Origin of the sequence: Alteromonas sp. 009811495 (genome assembly GCF_028865455.1) — a bacterium.
In the GTDB taxonomy this organism is placed as follows: domain Bacteria; phylum Pseudomonadota; class Gammaproteobacteria; order Enterobacterales; family Alteromonadaceae; genus Alteromonas.
In genome coordinates this window covers 2,895,710-2,912,955 of the sequence record NZ_CP113972.1, presented here as the reverse complement: position 1 = coordinate 2,912,955, position 17,246 = coordinate 2,895,710, and the positions used below count along the sequence as shown (strand labels likewise).

The window sequence follows — 17,246 nt, the reverse complement described above, 5'->3', positions numbered from 1 at the left end:
AATTGAACGCCTTCACAATGCCTACTCGGCAATAGGTGAAACCCAAGGTAACCGGATAATACAATTTTATGAGTGATTACAAAGCCACATTAAACCTTCCAGAAACTGCGTTTCCAATGCGCGGTAATCTTGCTCAGCGCGAGCCAAAAATGCTTAAAGACTGGCAGGAAAAAGGGGTATACAGCAAAATTCGTGAAGCAAAAAAGGGTAAAAAGCCTTTTATTCTTCACGATGGCCCTCCTTATGCAAACGGCGACATTCATATTGGTCACGCAGTAAACAAAATACTGAAAGATATCATTGTAAAGTCTAAGAATTTATCCGATTTTGATTCTCCCTATGTACCAGGGTGGGATTGTCACGGTCTGCCAATTGAGCTGATGGTAGAAAAGAAAGTCGGTAAGCCGGGCAAGAAAGTAACGGCTGCAGAGTTTCGCCAAAAATGCCGAGAATATGCGCAGAAGCAAATTGACGGGCAAATGGCTGATTTCAAGCGCTTGGGCGTTTTCGGTGAGTGGGACAATCCTTACAAAACCATGGATTTTAAGTCTGAAGCAGACATCATTCGCGCGCTCGGAAAAATTGTAGATTCTGGTCACCTTGAAAAGGGCTTCAAACCTGTTCATTGGTGTACTGACTGTGGTTCAGCGTTAGCTGAAGCAGAAGTTGAATACAAAGATAAAGTATCACCTGCTATCGATGTAAAGTTCCCTGTTGCTGATAGTGGCGCAATAGCTGAGGCGTTCGGCGTTACAGAAAGCGATCTGCACGCGCACAAAGCTGGCGTGGTAATTTGGACAACGACGCCTTGGACACTGCCTGCAAACCGCGCTATCAGTCTGCATCCTGAACTGACGTATGCAATTGTTGAAATTCAACCATCGAAAGAGTGGTTGGTTGTAGCGCAAGACCTACTAGAAAGTTGTATGAATCGCTATGGGGTTGAAGACTTCCGCGAAGTAGCAACGTGTACAGGTGCTGCGCTTGATAAGCTTAAGGTTAACCATCCGTTCCTAGACCTAGAAGTGCCGCTTATTCTTGGCGAGCACGTAACCACTGAATCCGGTACTGGTTGTGTTCATACGGCCCCAGCACACGGTGTAGACGACTTTAACGTAGGTAAGCAATACGACATTGAAGTGTATAACCCTGTTGGTAATAACGGTGTTTATCTTGAAAACACGCCGTTGTTTGCCGGACAATTTGTATTTAAAGCCAACGATGAAATCATCGAAACTGTGAAAGAAAAGGGCAACCTTGTTCTTAACGTTAAATACGAGCACAGCTATCCACACTGCTGGCGTCATAAAACACCTATCATTTTCCGTGCAACACCACAGTGGTTTGTCAGCATGGACAAAAAAGGGTTACGTGCAGAGTCACTTGAACAAATCAAACAGACTAAGTGGATCCCTGATTGGGGCCAAAATCGCATTGAAAAAATGGTAGAAGGCCGTCCAGATTGGTGTATTTCTCGTCAACGTACTTGGGGTGTGCCAATTCCTCTATACGTACACAAGTTGACTGGTGAAATTCACCCTGAATCAGCTGCGCTTATGGAAAAAGTGGCGTTAGAAGTTGAAGCTAAAGGTATTCAAGCGTGGTGGGACATTGACGATGCGGCCCTTCTTGGCGGCGAGTTAGAGCACTACGAGAAAGTAACTGATACTCTTGATGTATGGTTTGACTCGGGTGTGACACATTATTTTGTTGTTGATCAGCGCGATGACATTCCAGCATCAGCAGATCTTTATCTTGAAGGCTCTGACCAGCATCGTGGTTGGTTTATGTCGTCACTGATGTCATCGACTGCGATGCATGGACATGCGCCTTACAAAGAAGTACTAACCCACGGCTTTACCGTTGATGCTCACGGTAGAAAAATGTCTAAATCGGTGGGTAACGTAGTTGCTCCACAAGAAGTTACCAACAAGTTAGGTGCGGATATTCTTCGTCTTTGGGTTGCATCAACTGACTATCGTGGAGAAATTGCGGTATCAGATGAAATCCTAAAACGCGCCGCCGATTCGTATCGTCGTGTACGCAACACGGCACGATTCCTACTGGCAAACCTCAATGGGTTCAAAGTAGAAGACGCGGTTGCTGAAGATGACATGGTAGCGTTAGACCGCTGGATTGTAGCTCGCGCCAAGGCGCTTCAAAGTGAGCTAATCGACGCGTATAACAATTACGATTTACTCGTTGTGTCGCAGAAGCTTATGCACTTCTGCTCCATCGAGCTAGGTTCGTTCTACTTGGACGTGATAAAGGATCGCCAATACACTGCAAAAGCGGATGGTGTAGCACGTCGTTCTTGTCAAACTGCGATGTACCACATTATTGAAGCGTTAGTGCGCTGGATGGCACCGATTACTAGCTTTACTGCACAAGAAATCTGGGAAACGTTACCAGGTCAGCGCAGTGAGTTTGTTTTCACTGAGACCTGGTATGAAGGCTTCAGTGATTTTACACAAAGCGATACGTTCAACGATGAACTATGGCACCAAGTACTAAGTGTGAAAGACGCTGCTAACCAGGCAATGGAGCAAGCGCGCAAAGATGGCGAGCTAGGTGGTTCATTAGAGGCAAGCATTTCACTTTATGCGTCTGAGTCACTTTACAATGTACTAGCAAAACTGGAAGACGAACTTCGGTTTGTGCTTATCACTTCTGGTGTAAGCTTGACCAAGGTTGAAAGTGCGCCAGAAGGTGCGACAAAAACCGATGTGGACGGTTTGTGGCTAAGCGTTGATAAAGCAAGCGGAGATAAGTGTGTTCGTTGCTGGCATCATCGTGACGATGTAGGTACACATGAAGGCCATGAAGAACTATGTGGTCGTTGCGTTACCAATATCGATGGCGATGGAGAAGAGCGTCATTATGCTTAACCTTTTTCGCGATACCGGCCTTCGATTTTTATGGATAAGCGCAGTTGCGTTTATGCTTGATCAATGGAGCAAGTATGCGGTGATAGACAGTATGTCGTTGTATCAATCGATACAAATATTGCCGTTCTTTAACCTGACCTATGTGCACAACTACGGTGCTGCTTTTAGCTTCTTAGATAGTGCAGGTGGTTGGCAGCGCTGGTTTTTCACTGCTATAGCAGTTGTTGTTAGTGTCGTTATATTGTGGTGGTTAAAGCAGTCTCCTCGGTCGCAAAAAATGTTGCCAGTGGCGTTTGCCTTCATCCTTGGTGGCGCTCTAGGCAATGTGTATGACCGTCTTGTTCACGGCTATGTTATCGATTTCCTCGATTTTTACGTAAACAACTATCATTGGCCAGCCTTTAATATTGCTGACAGTGCCATCTTTATTGGTGCAGCGCTATTGATTATCGACATGGTCAAAAATGGTGATAAAAGCAATAACGCCAACAAAAGCGTACAAAATAGTGAAACCTTAAAGTAAGTTTCGGAAAAGTCATGACAGATTCTTTAGTAATTAGTGCTGACAGCGAAGTGATTCTTCACTTTGACTTAAAGTTAGAAGATGGCTCTGCGGCAGATAGTACGCGAGTTAACAACAAACCCGCTAAAATGGTAATGGGTGATGGCAGCCTTACTCCTAACTTTGAGGCGTGTTTGTTAGGCCTTAAGAAAGGTGACAAAAAGGCGTTTACGTTAGCGGCAAACGACGCGTTTGGTGAGCCAAACCCAAACAATATTCATTATATGGATAGAAGTCGCTTCAGTGCCGATTTAAGTATCGAAGAGGGGATGATCTTGGCTTTTTCTCAGCCTGATGGCTCTGAAATACCGGGTATTATTCGAAGTGTGGCAGGCGACTCTGTGACAGTAGACTTCAATCACCCTCTTGCGGGGCAAACTGTCATCTTTGATGTGGAAATTGTCGATGTTAAGCCAGGTGCTTCGGCACAAGAGGTAAATTAATCATGCAGATTCATTTGGCAAATCCCCGTGGTTTTTGCGCAGGCGTAGACAGAGCGATCACCATCGTAGAACGCGCTTTAGAAATGTTTGAACCGCCTATTTACGTTCGACACGAAGTTGTTCATAACAAGTTTGTGGTTGACGGTTTACGCGAGCGCGGTGCCTTGTTTGTAGATGAGTTACATGAAGTACCTAATGATAGCATTGTCATCTTTTCAGCTCATGGTGTATCACAAGCGGTGCGAAAAGAAGCTGATAAGCGTGGACTTAAAGTTTTCGATGCGACCTGTCCATTGGTGACTAAGGTGCATATGGAAGTAACAAGGGCGAGCAAAACAGGCACGGAGTGTATCCTTATAGGCCATGCTGGGCATCCAGAAGTAGAAGGTACGATGGGGCAATACAGTAATGAAAATGGCGGGATTTATCTTGTGGAATCCGAAGCTGACGTTGCAACATTAGAAGTTAAAGACCCGTCTAATTTATACTATTGCAGTCAAACTACCCTGTCGGTAGACGACACCGCGGATGTGATTGACGCCTTACGTGCCAAGTTTCCTCAAATTAATGGCCCACGCAAAGACGATATTTGCTATGCAACGCAAAATCGCCAAGATGCTGTACGCGACCTTGCCCAAGACTGCCAAGTCTTGTTGGTTGTAGGGGCACAAAACAGTTCTAACTCTAACCGCTTAAGAGAACTTGCTGAAAAAATCGGCGCCAAAGCGTACCTTATTGCCGATGCAAACTGTATCCAAAAAGCGTGGCTAGACGGTGTCGAGCACATCGGCGTTACTGCTGGCGCGTCGGCACCCGAAGTATTAGTTCAAGGCGTAGTAAACCGATTAAAAGAGTGGGGCGCTGTGTCTGCGTCTGAACGCGCTGGTCGCGAGGAAAATGTCGAGTTCGCGGTTCCTAAGGAACTGAGAGTTAAACAAGTCATTTAACCTACATTCCTTAAAACGTACTTTTTAAAACACCGCGCATCGTCGCGGTGTTTTTGTTTCTATTTTAAGACAAAAAATGTAATTGGGTATTAGGAATAATTGCCGATACCTATATGCACAACCACCGTATTGTATATAAGGCAATAACTTGATTTTATAACATCGCAAGCGCGATGAAGTGTGGCATCGTTTATGTTGTTCTCATCCAATAGACGGTTGCTGTTAGCAAGTAGTCAGTAAGTTAATTCAAACTTTGCGTGCGCGTATCAAAAAATTATACGTTTTAATAACCAAGAATACGCAGTCACTTACCGTTTTGTCTTACTATACTACAGTGGCAGTAGTGCCAAATGTAATCTCACGTAGATGGCAGTAATGATGATAACAAACAAGGTGACAACGAAGCCTATTATGCAAGACCGCTTCTTCAAACAGCATGGCGCAGGGTTAATTGAAATCCTTATTACGCTATTTATACTCGCTGTCGGGCTACTTGGTGTTGCTGCTTTACAGTTTACGGGGTCGTTTGCAAACAAAGATGCCATTAGCCGCACCCAAGCTGAAATGGTGGCCTCTCAGGTTGCTGAACGCCTTCGAGCCGCTGCGCGTCCCGCCTCGGTGGGAGATGGCATGGTGGTGCCTAATAATTACTTTTCTGCCAATACGTATAACTTTGCTGGTCTAAGTTGTTCCGGGTCGTCTCACCCTTATCGTTGTTACTGCTTAGTAAGACCGGCGGGTATTCCCAATTGCGAAGGTCAAGACTGCAACGAAGTGCAAATGGCTGCTTATGATGGTTGGGCATTGTCTTGCTCGGCTGTACAAACTAATCCTCAAACAAAAGTGCGAGTGAGCTGCGACGATAACAACAATGCTGATGTGTATAGTTGTAGTGCCGGCTCTCGCGTAGAGATTTTGTTAACGTGGCCGGTGACGTCATCTGGCAATCAAAAGTATACGCTCAATGCGCGATGCAATGCAGCAGAAGGTGATAGTAACGCCTGCGTGTTTAAGGATATCACGCTATGAGACGTATTCCCCACGTTCCAGCGCACCAAAATGGTTTTTCACTGGTTGAGTTAATGGTAACGCTAACGCTGGGCTTGTTGATTTCTGCTGCCGTTATCCAAGTGTTAGTAAGTAGTAGCGTAACTAACAAGCTCAATCAAGCGGTGGCGCAGGTCCAAGAGTCGGGACGATTTATTATGGGTCGCCTATCGGCTGAGTTCTACGAAGTTGGGCGCTACGATTTGGTAACGGCAAATATCGACAATTCAGTTGATACCATTGCTGAAGCCGCTTATGTACAAAATAATCCCATTGCCATACCTGGCGACTTTGGCTCTATAGCTAGCCTGGGTAGTGTGCAAACCGCATCAGGTGGTAGCGACAAACTCGTGGTGAGTATGCTGGGAACAGAAGATTGTACGGGCAATAACCATGGCTACGCAGTCGATGCTGAGTTTCATGTTGTGAATCACTATTTTGTCAGTGGCAATGCGCTGAAATGCACCGGATACGACGGGCGTGTATTGCGAGGTTTAAAGGTACAAGCTGTTTCACCCAGTACAGTGACGCTGCTTGACAACGTTGAAAGCTTTCAAATTCAGTTTGGCGTTTCAGACACCATCACGTCTTCGAGAGGTCAAGCCATAAGATACGTTACGGCCGATGAAATTGGTGGGCTGCGCAATACAAATCAACAAGTTGTATCTCTTCGGTGGGCGTTAATGCTGAAAAGCTATCAAAACGAAGTACAGCAAACGCAAGCGCAGAAATACGCCTTGCTTAATGAAGCCGCAAGAACAATGAGTACTTCTCATTATTACCAAGTTTTTTCTAAGACATTGGCGCTTCGCAATATGAAGAATTTTGTAAGGAGTTCGCAATGAGGCAACAAGGTTTAGTTATGGTGTTTGCACTACTTGTACTCTTGTCGATTACGGTATTAGGAGTAAGCGCGGTTACTAGTAGTTTATCTCAGTCGAAAATGGCCGTGTCGATGCAACAAAGCGGTTTGGCTTTCGACGCTGCAGAGTCGGCGATCGCGGGCGTATTTTTTGAATCGGAAGATGAAGTGTTGTTAAGTGATGCAACCAAAACTGACCCACTATCTGAAGCGCGCCAAGGAAATATATTTGACCCTGTAGCAGATACTATGAGCTGTTTTGATGAAGGTCAGTGGACTGACCGATATATGACCGAGGGTGGTTTGGCCGTTGGGGATAGGCATGTTACAGACGGTACCTATCAAACTGCTGCCTCCTCAAAAAGCTGGTCGCGTACTGCATTTGTGAGAGAGCAGGCGTGTCGTGGGTCAAGTAATGTTATAGGCGGCAGTAATATCAACTGCCATATGTTTGTTATTCGTGGTTGTGGAAAGGTGTCTGGTAAGTCGTCAGTGGTAGCTAATACACTCGCAGCATCTGTATTCGGACCAGCATCTCAGTAGGTGGCGTTATGAAGAAAATCTCAAGTTATCTTGCCTCCATTACACTTTTTAGCTGTATTGGCTTTTCCGCGGTTGGTGATGACCTCGATATTTATTTAGGTAATGCCAATAGTGCGGTGACCTATAACCCAAATGTACTGTTCATAATGGACTCATCAGGCAGTATGGGCGGGTATGATGGCACGTCGCAGACACGAATGTTGAGAGTGCAGAACGCACTTAAACAGGCCCTTCAGTCGGCAACCAATATCAATGCTGGTCTTATGCGTTTCTCCGACTACGGTGGCCCCATTCTTTATCCGGTGCGTAACATTGATGAGGCAGTGAGACCTGAAATCATCATTTCGACAAGTGAAGATGACCATGACGCACATGAAATCGACGGCACGGTAACCACGCAAAGCAACGATCTTGTGCTAAGTAGCGGCACCAAAACGGTCACCTCTGGCTTGCGTTTTACAGACCTTAATATTCCTCAAGGTGCAACGATTGTTAGTGCTAGCATTCGATTTACTTCAGAAAAATTCAACGTTGCAGGCACGTCATTTACAATTGCAGGCGAAGCGTCTGCTGCAAGTACTGCATTTTCAACGACCAATAACGACTTGTCCTCACGCACGAAAACGGGAGCAAGTGTCGAGTGGTCAACAGATAATAGTTTCCCCTCATCGGGCGAAGTAATCACCACGCCAGACATCAGTAGTGTTATTCAAGAAATCGTCGATTTGAGTGCTTGGTGTGGCGGTAAATCACTGAATATTCTTATTGAAGGAAGTAGTACAGATTCGGCGAGTAGTCGAGAAGCAAGAGCAAGTGACGTTGGACAAAGTGGTGCGCCACAGCTTGTTATTTCCTATGACGATTCAACCGCAACTGGTTGTATTCAAGGTGAGGGAATTTATCAGGTTGGTAACTCAAAAGATAACTCTGAAGAAGACACTAATGGCTACCCGAATACTGGTAACGAGCTGACATTCAATTCTTACTATAACGACAATATTGGTATTCGTTTTCGCAATGTTAATATTCCTCAAGGTGCGGTAGTAACAGAGGCATACCTTGAATTTACGGCATACAGCACACGTACTTACGGAAATCCGAGTATGCGTATTCGCGGTGTTGCTGATGACGATGCAAGCGACTTTCACCCCAATAGACGTTATCGATTAGCAAACCTGCCAAAAACGTCAGGTGTTACTTGGTCTATGCCAGATTTCTACAGCAATGGTGAATATCGCTCTCCAAATATTAGTAGTATTGTCAAAGAGATCGTCGATCGTAGCGGCTGGGTCGCAGGCAACGATATGGCGTTTATTTTAGATGATTTTGTTTCATATCGCGGTGCCTATACCTATGGCGGGTCACCTTCAAAAGCGCCCAGACTCATTGTGAAGTTTAACGGTTCAGCAACGCCTGGCGCTTCTGCTACGGTAAGAGAACATTTAATCAGTAAAATTGACGAGTTAAGTGCCAATGGTTATACCCCCATAGTTGATACTCTTTTAGAGGCAACAAACTATTACGGTGGATTGGCAGTTGATTACGGTTTGCGACGTGGCCAGGGTGATGTCAGCAGTTCGGTACGACGTAGTACCCGAGTCAGTCACAGAAGTTCGTATCTGGGCGCTGACTCGATACTGCCATCGGGTTGTACCGTCGATAATTTATCAAGCAGTAACTGTATTAACGAAGCTATTCCAAGCGGTGCGACTTACATCTCGCCTGTTTCTGACCTTCAATGTCAGACCAATAACCATATTGTGTTACTTTCAGATGGTGAAGCGAACAACAACCACAGTGTAAGTAAAATTCAAACGCTGCTCGGTAAGTCGTGTACAGGAAGCGGTGGTGAAAAATGTGGTTTGGATCTCGTTAAAAATATCAGTAAATCAGAAACCTCCGTCATCGGCCCCCGAGTTATCACGCACACTATTGGCTTTGCCGCCAACAGTACGGCTAATAATTTCTTAAATCAATTAGCGTTACAAAGTGGTGGTGGATTCTATCAGGCAGACAACAGTACTGATCTACTTGAAGCGTTCAATACGATTTTGCGCTCCGTAAAAGATATTAACGCGACTTTTGTATCGCCAGGTGTTGCCGTTAACCAATTAAACCGACTTACTCACCGCGATGAGCTTTATTTTGCACTGTTTAAACCTAGTGAAGGTGCGATTTGGCCCGGCAACTTAAAACGCTATCGGTTAAGCGGCGACGAAATTTTAGATAAGAACAGTTTAAACGCGGTAGATAGTGTGACGGGGTTCTTTGCTGAGAATTCTCACAGCTATTGGTCTACGTTAGCCGATGGTAGTGAAGTGAGTGACGGAGGCGCAGCCAGTAAGCTAGGTGCTAACCGCAACATCTACGTATTTGAGGACGCTGGTAGCATCGTACGAAGTGCTAATGCACTTCACGAAGACAATAGCAGCATAACGATAGGGGATTTGGCGCTTGAGAGTGAACCTGATGCAGAAGCACTTCGCGAAGCCATATTAAAATGGGCACGTGGTGTTGATGTAAAGGATGACAATGGCGACGGCAGCACAAGTGATTACCGTCCTCAAATGGGAGACCCCATTCATTCCCAGCCCATTATTGTGAACTATGGCCTAAATGATTCAGCGATTTTTGTTGCGACAAACCAAGGTATGTTGCACTCGTTTGATACGCAAACGGGTGAGGAAAATTTCGCTATTATGCCAAAAACCTTGCTTCAGAATTTACACCACTTCTACAAGGATGCTTCGTCATTTGAGCACAAGTACGGTATTGATGGCGACCTCATCTTGCGCACCGTTGATGAAAAGAAATACCTGTACGTAGGAATGCGCCGTGGTGGTCAGAACTACTATGTTTTTGATGTAACGAATAAGACAGCACCAACCTTAAAATTTAAAATTGAAGGTGGTACAGGAGAGCTTGCCAAACTTGGACAAACGTGGTCTCGACCTACAATTACCAAAGTGCGTATGGGAGACCAAGTTAAAAACGTGATGATTGTTGGTGGCGGCTACGACGACGCTCAAGATGATCGCATTGTTAGGTCGAGTGACGGTATAGGCAATGCGGTGTTTATGTTTGATGCGGATAATGGCAGTTTACTGTGGCATGCGAGTAACGCAGACGCCAACCTTAATCTTACGAATATGACATACAGTATCCCTGGGCGTATTTCCGTGATAGACAGAGACAACGATGGATTTGCCGATCACATGTATGTCGCTGATACAGGTGGACAGCTTTTCAGACTTGATATTTACAACGGCAAATCAGGAAGTAACTTCATAAAAGGTGCACGTTTAGCTGATTTTGGCGGCGACACCGCAGAAACGAATCGTCGTTTTTATTATGGTCCCGATGTTACAGAGATCGCGTTGGGTGATGAGTTGTACTACGGTGTTGCTCTTGGTAGTGGTTGGCGAGCGTCACCACTAGACACGGTTGTTGAAGATAACTTCTACATGTTAAAAGACACTGGTGTGTTTAAGCGAGACATAAATGGTGACTATTCGTTTATGACTACCGTGTATGAAAGTGATATGTACAATGCAACAAGCCATGCACTAACAAGTAGTGATGAAACTGCTCGCGAATTAGCAGCTGCAACGTTTGCTAACAAAGCAGGTTGGTATCTAAACTTAACCACCAATGGCGAAAAAGTACTATCATCACCGCTCATTCTTGATTACAAAGTATTCTTTACAACCTACGTACCTGCTGTGAGTAGCACAAGCGCTTGTGCACCACCGACCGGCAATAGTCGCGCTTATTTGGTGAGCATGTTTAATGGCAATGCGGTCACTGATCTCAATAATAATGGTGTGCTTGACGACGGCGATCGTGTTGCTGAACTCAAGCAAACAGGGATAGCACCAGAAACTAAAATTCTTATCGAAGATATTGTTAGCCCTGTGGTGTGTTTGGGCACCGAGTGTGTATCTGCCGTTATCGAGGTGGATGAAGATGGTAACAATGAAGCCTGCATTTCAGCATTTGAATGCTTAGCGGAAAATATCTATGGACGATTTGAACGAATTCAACGCGGAAGCTGGCACTCAGAGACAGAGAGAGAATAAAATGATTAAAGGTGTTCGACAAGCGGGTTTCTCCCTTATTGAGCTTATGATTGTAGTAACGATAATCGGTATTGTGGCAGCAATTGCTTACCCTTCATATCAAGGTGTTATTGCCGATGGATATCGCGGTACTGGACAGGCAGACTTATTGGCTTTAGCCGCGGCAATGGAGCGTCATCACAGCGGCTCTTTTAGTTACGAAGGTGCAGCGAGCGGCGGCGGTAACACAGGTGCACCAACGATTTTTGCTACTTACTCACCATCGTCAGAGCCAGCTGCTAACAAGCGCTATGACTTAACTATCGTTGCCTCAAATGCGACGTCATACCAACTTAAAGCGACACCTGTAAGTGGGTCAGGTCAGGCGTCAGACGGAGCATTATTTTATTATAGCGACGGTCGAAAAGGATGGGATCAAAATAACAACGGTAGTCTGGAGTCGTCCGAGTACTGTTGGTCTTGCTAACTGAAGTGTAAAACGCTCAATCAGTGTTTAGACACAGGCTTAACCTGCAATTTCCCGAAAAGCACTATGTCATCCCAATGCTGTTCGTAGAGCGGGGTAATGGAGGCGAGTGCTTTTTGGTTAGTTTGGATTTGTCGCTGCGCTTTTGACTCAACAATTGTTATCAATAACAACTTTGTTTGAATATAAGTATCAAGAAGTAACACCGAAGTACTGACGAAAAAGAAGAGGGCAACAAGTACCTCTACTAAAGCCACCCCGCTGTTTCGAATATGCTGTTTTTCATTGCACATACCAACTCCCCGTTATTGGAATTATTTTTTGCAACGAGGGTTTGCGCTGTAATGTGGTTAATATCTTGCTGGAGTAATGCATACTTCCTGCAATATGTTCGATTAATTGCGTATTTGATAAGAATGCACCATTGATACTCGCTCCACTTTTCAGTGACAACGTGTATTTCGTTGGAGTAGTTGATAGGTGTACCAAAAGGCCCTCGAAAGTCGTATTTTGAGCCAATGTTATGTTGCCGTTTTTAACAATGATAAGCATAGGCGACGCGCTATTGGCATGATCTACATCGTTATTATCTATAACACAATCACCAACAACCCAATGCACACTTGCTTCTGCAAGATCATCACAGGCATTGCGAATGTCTGGGTTGGGAAAATACAGCCCTGTTAGTTTTTGAATGTTACGATTGAATAAGGACTCGGTAATTGCGGGGGAAAAGGCCGTTGCTTGAACAATCGTTGGAATATTTAACAGAGCTGGGTAGCGCAGATATTGTTCACCCAACGTAATATTGTGGCTCACAGAGCTCACAGTTATATGATACTGCTCAAGGTGCTGTTGATTTTTAGCAAGAAGCGAGAGTGCGTTAATTGAGTGGGTTACATCAGCACTTATTTTGGGGATATTTGGGGGTGAAGTGGTACGCAACTGTGCCGCAATATCGCGTAGTGATTGAGTCAGCGAAAACTCTATATCATTACTAGATGTAATCGACCTATCGACATCCAAAAAATGTTGCACTGCACGGGAGGTTGCCCCCGTAAGAAAGGCTGTTATTGTCAAAAGGATTATCACAATACCAAGAATTACCATGCCCCGCTGTCGTCTACTTTTAGCGATAGCATTGTTAATTGAAATGCCATAGATACTCATCAGTTACCCTTGTTAACGCGCATTAGGAATGTGAATGGTAAATTTCAGGGCTGACACGATAGCGAAATTTTTTGTACTTTTTGCATCTATTTCAACCTCATATACACCGCCTAGTGCATTATGCTGTATGGGTGCAATTGAAAAATGCGTGATAAGCAACGACTGACTATCGGTAATATCGTGCCACCCTTTGGCTTTACATGATGCTCCCGATACTCGCTGTTCAATTGCATAGTCACGTAAACGAAAACCCATAAGTTCTCCCTCAGCTTGAGTTACCTTACTATTGTGATTTTTATCGAATGAGAAGGTGACACAACTATGCTTTTTCTCTTTTGGGAAATTGCTGATGCTAATTGAACTGCCTGCTGTAGGGCTGAGGTTAATGGGTGAGAGTACTGGCGGCATGTTGAAGTCGGCCTGGCGCAAATTGCGTTTTAAATAATGATGCAAGGTTCGGATTTCGTCCTTTAAGGCAAGTTCAAGCTGCATCTGAAGAAAAGCGTGATGCAGCATTGCAACATTGCTTGTGGCGTAAGAAATGACAAGCGCGCCTAGGGTCGCTGCAATCAGCAACTCAACCAATGTAAACCCTTGAAACCTCAACATAATGCAACGCCTGAAAGGGGAGTATTTGAACAAGCCCTCACTCTGCCCAATACACTTATTGTCACTTTGCCCGTTAGTGACGCGTGAGCAATTTGCAATGTTGTGTTGCCACCAAAAAAAACCGTCCCTAGTGGCGAAAAGGTCACATGCTTTTTGTTTTCGTTTTTGTTCACAATACTGGCATTAAGTGCATGGGATTGTATCGACCACACTTTGTCATCAACAGCGCATTTATGAAGTGTTTGGCAGTCGCAGCTTTTGTCCACACTCACCGCAACGCAGCTGCTTTTATTCATTTGTAAATGCAAGTGCACAGGTGCTTTTCGTGAAATAGCAGCAGTGCGTGCCATGGTAGCAAGCTCTGCAATAGCCCCCAGTGCGCGTCTAAATTCAATTTCTTGTTTCCACTTGACAAAAGAAGGGAGTGAAAGCGCACTGATAAAGCTCACCAAGGTAACGACGAGCATGACTTCTAACAAGGTATAACCCTTATATCTTAACTTTCTGAAAAGAAGAGATGTTGTGTCGCGTAAAACCATACGTAAGTTCGGTTAATCTGAAGTAGGTAAATTGATAGCGTTACTGTATCGGTGAATACACGTGAAGGAAGCTGTACTATGGAAGGGAATTGGCAGAGAAAGGCATTTGTAGCCAAAAATGAGGGGGTTACACTAGTCGAATTACTTTGCGCTATCGCAGTAGTAGGCATTATCGCCGTCGCACTACACAGTCAGGTTTTTGGGTCATCGCAAAAGGTAAATAAGCTAAAAGCAAAGGCATATATTATTGAAATTCAGGCCGTGCAAGCACGCCATTGGCTGCTCACCGGATTATACTTGCCATTATCATCACTGCCTTCTGTACCGGTTGACGAGGTTACAGTGTCAGAAAACAACGTTAGCAAAAATACCTATGAAATTACGTTTAGCATGGGGTTTTACACCAACGGTGAGAAGTGTAAAACCCTTGTATTGACGCCGCAAGGCGTAACGCCTAGGTCATGTATGTAAGAACACGCTAGAGAAGGGGTTAGCTACAACTTAGCTCAGTGCCGCTTAAGTCTTCTTTAACGCCATTACCATCACTATCTACCGCAACAGAAATACGTCCATAAAGGGATAGTAATAAGGCAGAAGCATAAGCATTATCGTTCGTTTTTGGACACATTGTTATCGTGGCTGCGGTATCAATACCACCTTGTTCGTCAAACACTATGGCGCCACTGATACCGTAAATCGCGTTTGCAGAATTTAGCGGGTCACTGCTTACAATTAGTTCTTCGGTATTATCACGAGTACCATTGCCATTGGCATCGATAAACACCATTTTTGCATTTTTCCAATCGTTGACGCACGCCGTATAGTTTTCGGTAGGGCATAAAACGACATTTGTTTGTTCGTCGACAGCAGTAAACCTAGCGCGTTGTGCTACCGCACTTAAACTATTTAAGTCAGCAGTAATTTTGTTTTTGATAAGGATGCTTTGAATGTTGGGTGCCACCGATGTAAGGATAATTGCCAAGATAGCCACAGCGACTAGCATTTCCAATAACGTGAGACCGTGTTGCGATTTCAGCGAATGAAATGATGAGTTACGAGCTACGACATTTTTCATACGGTGTAATTAACTCTTTAACTTAGATTACAAATAATAAATTGTGCGATGGATCAAACACACTAATACATTATAGGTTAAACTAATTCTCAGTCGGTAGGGTATGTAATTACGCCTTAGCGCATATACGACCATACACTTAACGTGCTTATCAAAAACAACAGCATAATAGCACTAACATCTCGTTGTATATTATCGTAAACTCATTAGACAGGACGCCTCAACATTACGTGGAAATTATGATGCAAAAACAAGCAGTTATTGAAGAAATGAAAGTGCTGCCTGAAATTGACGTGGAATTTGAAATTGCTCGTCGAGTCTCATTTATCAAAAAGCAGTTATTAACGTCTGGCCTGAACGCCCTTGTGTTGGGCATTAGCGGCGGTATTGATTCGTGTACGTTAGGGCGCCTAGCCCAGTTAGCCGTGGATGAGCTAAATCAAGAAAATCATGAAAATTATCAGTTTATTGCAGTGCGTCTGCCATACGATACTCAAGCTGATGAAGACGACGCGCAACAGTCTATTGATTTCATAAAACCTACACACGCTGTTACGGTTAATGTACAGCCAGGTGCAGATGCTATTCACGTCTCTACAACCGAGGCACTTGCGCAAACTAACCTACTGCCAGAAAGTGACGCCAAAAAAGACTTTGTCAAAGGCAATGTTAAGGCGCGTACCCGCATGGTAATTCAGTATGAGATAGCGGGCATGGTTGATGGACTCGTGTTAGGTACTGACCATTCTGCTGAAAATATTACAGGCTTTTACACTAAATACGGTGATGGCGCGTGTGATTTAGCACCTCTGTTCGGGTTAAGTAAGCGCCAAGTACGTGCAATAGCGGCACATTTAGGTGCACCACATAATGTGATTACAAAAGCGCCTACGGCCGATCTAGAGAGTTTAGCGCCGCAGAAGGCTGACGAGCAGGCGTTAGGTATGACCTATGACCAAATAGATGACTTCCTTGAAGGAAAAGCGGTTTCTGCAGAAGTGGAAGAGAAATTGCTCTATATTTATGAGCGTACACAACATAAACGTGTGCCAATTCCAACAGTTTACGATGAGTTGTAGTCATGAAGAAAATTGAAGCTATCATTAAACCGTTCAAAATGGACGACGTTAGGGAAGCGCTAGCTGAAGTCGGTATAGCAGGGATGACAGTGTCAGAGGTGAAAGGCTTTGGTCGTCAAAAAGGCCATACTGAGCTATATCGTGGCGCTGAGTACCAGGTCGACTTCCTACCGAAGATTAAAATTGAATTAGTGCTGGATGATGAGCGAGTAGAGCAGGCCGTTGAGGCCATTCAATCATCCGCAAAAACCGGCAAAATCGGCGACGGAAAGATTTTTGTCTACAACGTAGAGATGGCCGTGCGAATTCGCACTGGTGAACAAAACGAAGACGCTATTTAATTTTATCGTAAAAAAGAACAAAGGGGAGCAGACAGTAGTGTGCTCCCCTTTTCTTATTGTGCGTTATTAGTGGTCGTGGCCACAGCCGCCAGCGCCATGTGCGTGGCCATGCTCAAGCTCTTCAGCAGTGGCTTCTCGTACATCAATGACTTTCACGTCAAAGGTAAGTGGAATACCTGCAAGCGGGTGGTTTCCATCAACAACCACTTCGTCATCGGTGGTCTCAATAATGATCACAGATTGCTCACCCTGTGGTGTCGTTGCTCTGAACGACATGCCAACTTCTACGTCCATACCTTCAAACATTGAGCGAGGAACGGTTTGAACCAGTTCATCAGCGCGCTCTCCGTATGCTTTTTCAGGTGTAACAGCAATGTTGAAGCTATCATCTTTCGACTTGCCAATTAATGCATCTTCTAATCCCTCAATAAGAAAGCGGCGTCCTAGCAGCACTACCAGCGGAGACTTCCCTTCTGATGAATCAAGTGTTGTACCATCTTCGGTAGAAACGGTGTAGTGCAGCGTTACAACGCTGTCAGAGGTAATTGTCATAACAAATCCTAGTTGGGCCCTAAACAAAAATAGGGCAGTAAAAA

At 44.7% G+C, this 17,246-nt stretch carries 18 protein-coding genes; 12 read left to right on the top strand and 6 right to left on the bottom strand.

Features of this window, described 5'->3' with window-relative positions; genetic code table 11:
* Positions 1-68 precede the first annotated feature (68 nt).
* The 9 genes from ileS (at position 69) to OZ660_RS13275 (ending at position 11,837) form a co-directional block, all read left to right on the top strand.
* Positions 69-2,888 (top strand): isoleucine--tRNA ligase, encoded by a 2,820-nt coding sequence (ileS, locus tag OZ660_RS13315; protein WP_274741227.1) that lies wholly within the window; start codon positions 69-71, stop codon positions 2,886-2,888.
* A complete protein-coding gene (gene lspA / locus OZ660_RS13310) occupies positions 2,881-3,411 on the top strand; it encodes a signal peptidase II (protein WP_274741226.1) in 531 nt (176 codons plus the stop codon). Before ileS ends, lspA begins: the two co-directional genes overlap by 8 nt.
* Positions 3,412-3,425: 14 nt before the next feature.
* Complete coding sequence (gene fkpB / locus OZ660_RS13305; protein ID WP_159627000.1) at positions 3,426-3,893, top strand: FKBP-type peptidyl-prolyl cis-trans isomerase; 468 nt, start codon at positions 3,426-3,428, stop codon at positions 3,891-3,893.
* 2 nt (positions 3,894-3,895) lie between these two features.
* Positions 3,896-4,840: a 4-hydroxy-3-methylbut-2-enyl diphosphate reductase gene (gene ispH / locus OZ660_RS13300; protein ID WP_274741225.1), complete on the top strand. Its 945-nt coding sequence runs from the start codon at positions 3,896-3,898 to the stop codon at positions 4,838-4,840.
* Between the two features lie 378 nt (positions 4,841-5,218).
* A complete protein-coding gene (locus OZ660_RS13295) occupies positions 5,219-5,869 on the top strand; it encodes a type IV pilus modification PilV family protein (protein ID WP_413228898.1) in 651 nt (216 codons plus the stop codon).
* Positions 5,866-6,732, top strand: coding sequence for a PilW family protein (locus OZ660_RS13290; protein ID WP_274741224.1), 867 nt, complete (start codon positions 5,866-5,868; stop codon positions 6,730-6,732). Before OZ660_RS13295 ends, OZ660_RS13290 begins: the two co-directional genes overlap by 4 nt.
* Positions 6,729-7,292: a pilus assembly PilX family protein gene (locus OZ660_RS13285; protein ID WP_202262000.1), complete on the top strand. Its 564-nt coding sequence runs from the start codon at positions 6,729-6,731 to the stop codon at positions 7,290-7,292. The genes OZ660_RS13290 and OZ660_RS13285 overlap by 4 nt, the downstream gene beginning before the upstream one ends.
* A gap of 8 nt (positions 7,293-7,300) precedes the next feature.
* Positions 7,301-11,371: a PilC/PilY family type IV pilus protein gene (locus OZ660_RS13280; RefSeq protein ID WP_274741223.1), complete on the top strand. Its 4,071-nt coding sequence runs from the start codon at positions 7,301-7,303 to the stop codon at positions 11,369-11,371.
* Position 11,372: 1 nt separating this feature from the next.
* The gene (locus OZ660_RS13275; protein WP_226433535.1) at positions 11,373-11,837 is read left to right on the top strand and encodes a type IV pilin protein; all 465 of its coding nucleotides are present in this window, start codon (positions 11,373-11,375) and stop codon (positions 11,835-11,837) included.
* A 20-nt stretch (positions 11,838-11,857) separates the two neighbouring features.
* On the opposite strand, the gene OZ660_RS13270 is transcribed toward OZ660_RS13275, so the two are convergent.
* Genes OZ660_RS13270 through OZ660_RS13255 form a run of 4 tightly spaced genes read right to left on the bottom strand, consistent with a single transcriptional unit; the run spans position 11,858 to position 14,155 of the window.
* A complete protein-coding gene (locus OZ660_RS13270) occupies positions 11,858-12,130 on the bottom strand; it encodes a hypothetical protein (protein WP_274741222.1) in 273 nt (90 codons plus the stop codon).
* On the bottom strand, positions 12,120-13,007 hold the full coding sequence (locus tag OZ660_RS13265) for a hypothetical protein (protein WP_274741221.1): 888 nt from the start codon (positions 13,005-13,007) through the stop codon (positions 12,120-12,122). Before OZ660_RS13265 ends, OZ660_RS13270 begins: the two co-directional genes overlap by 11 nt.
* A gap of 12 nt (positions 13,008-13,019) precedes the next feature.
* Entirely contained in the window at positions 13,020-13,616 is a 597-nt protein-coding gene (locus OZ660_RS13260; RefSeq protein ID WP_274741220.1) for a prepilin-type N-terminal cleavage/methylation domain-containing protein, read from the bottom strand.
* Positions 13,610-14,155 (bottom strand): GspH/FimT family pseudopilin, encoded by a 546-nt coding sequence (locus OZ660_RS13255; RefSeq protein ID WP_274741219.1) that lies wholly within the window; start codon positions 14,153-14,155, stop codon positions 13,610-13,612. The genes OZ660_RS13260 and OZ660_RS13255 overlap by 7 nt, the downstream gene beginning before the upstream one ends.
* 78 nt (positions 14,156-14,233) lie before the next feature.
* On the opposite strand from OZ660_RS13255, the gene OZ660_RS13250 reads away from it, so the two are divergent.
* Positions 14,234-14,626, top strand: coding sequence for a type IV pilin protein (locus OZ660_RS13250; RefSeq protein WP_274741218.1), 393 nt, complete (start codon positions 14,234-14,236; stop codon positions 14,624-14,626).
* 19 nt (positions 14,627-14,645) lie between these two features.
* On the opposite strand, the gene OZ660_RS13245 is transcribed toward OZ660_RS13250, so the two are convergent.
* Entirely contained in the window at positions 14,646-15,230 is a 585-nt protein-coding gene (locus OZ660_RS13245; RefSeq protein WP_274741217.1) for a GspH/FimT family pseudopilin, read from the bottom strand.
* A 242-nt stretch (positions 15,231-15,472) separates the two neighbouring features.
* Here OZ660_RS13245 and nadE point away from each other — a divergent pair, with 242 nt between their 5' ends.
* Together nadE and OZ660_RS13235 are read left to right on the top strand one after the other, a co-directional pair.
* Complete coding sequence (gene nadE, locus OZ660_RS13240) at positions 15,473-16,309, top strand: ammonia-dependent NAD(+) synthetase (protein WP_274743459.1); 837 nt, start codon at positions 15,473-15,475, stop codon at positions 16,307-16,309.
* 2 nt (positions 16,310-16,311) lie between these two features.
* Positions 16,312-16,650, top strand: a complete 339-nt coding sequence (locus OZ660_RS13235; protein WP_159626988.1) for a P-II family nitrogen regulator — start codon at positions 16,312-16,314, stop codon at positions 16,648-16,650.
* A 66-nt stretch (positions 16,651-16,716) separates the two neighbouring features.
* On the opposite strand, the gene OZ660_RS13230 is transcribed toward OZ660_RS13235, so the two are convergent.
* Positions 16,717-17,202 (bottom strand): FKBP-type peptidyl-prolyl cis-trans isomerase, encoded by a 486-nt coding sequence (locus tag OZ660_RS13230; protein WP_159626987.1) that lies wholly within the window; start codon positions 17,200-17,202, stop codon positions 16,717-16,719.
* Between the last annotated feature and the right edge of the window lie 44 nt (positions 17,203-17,246).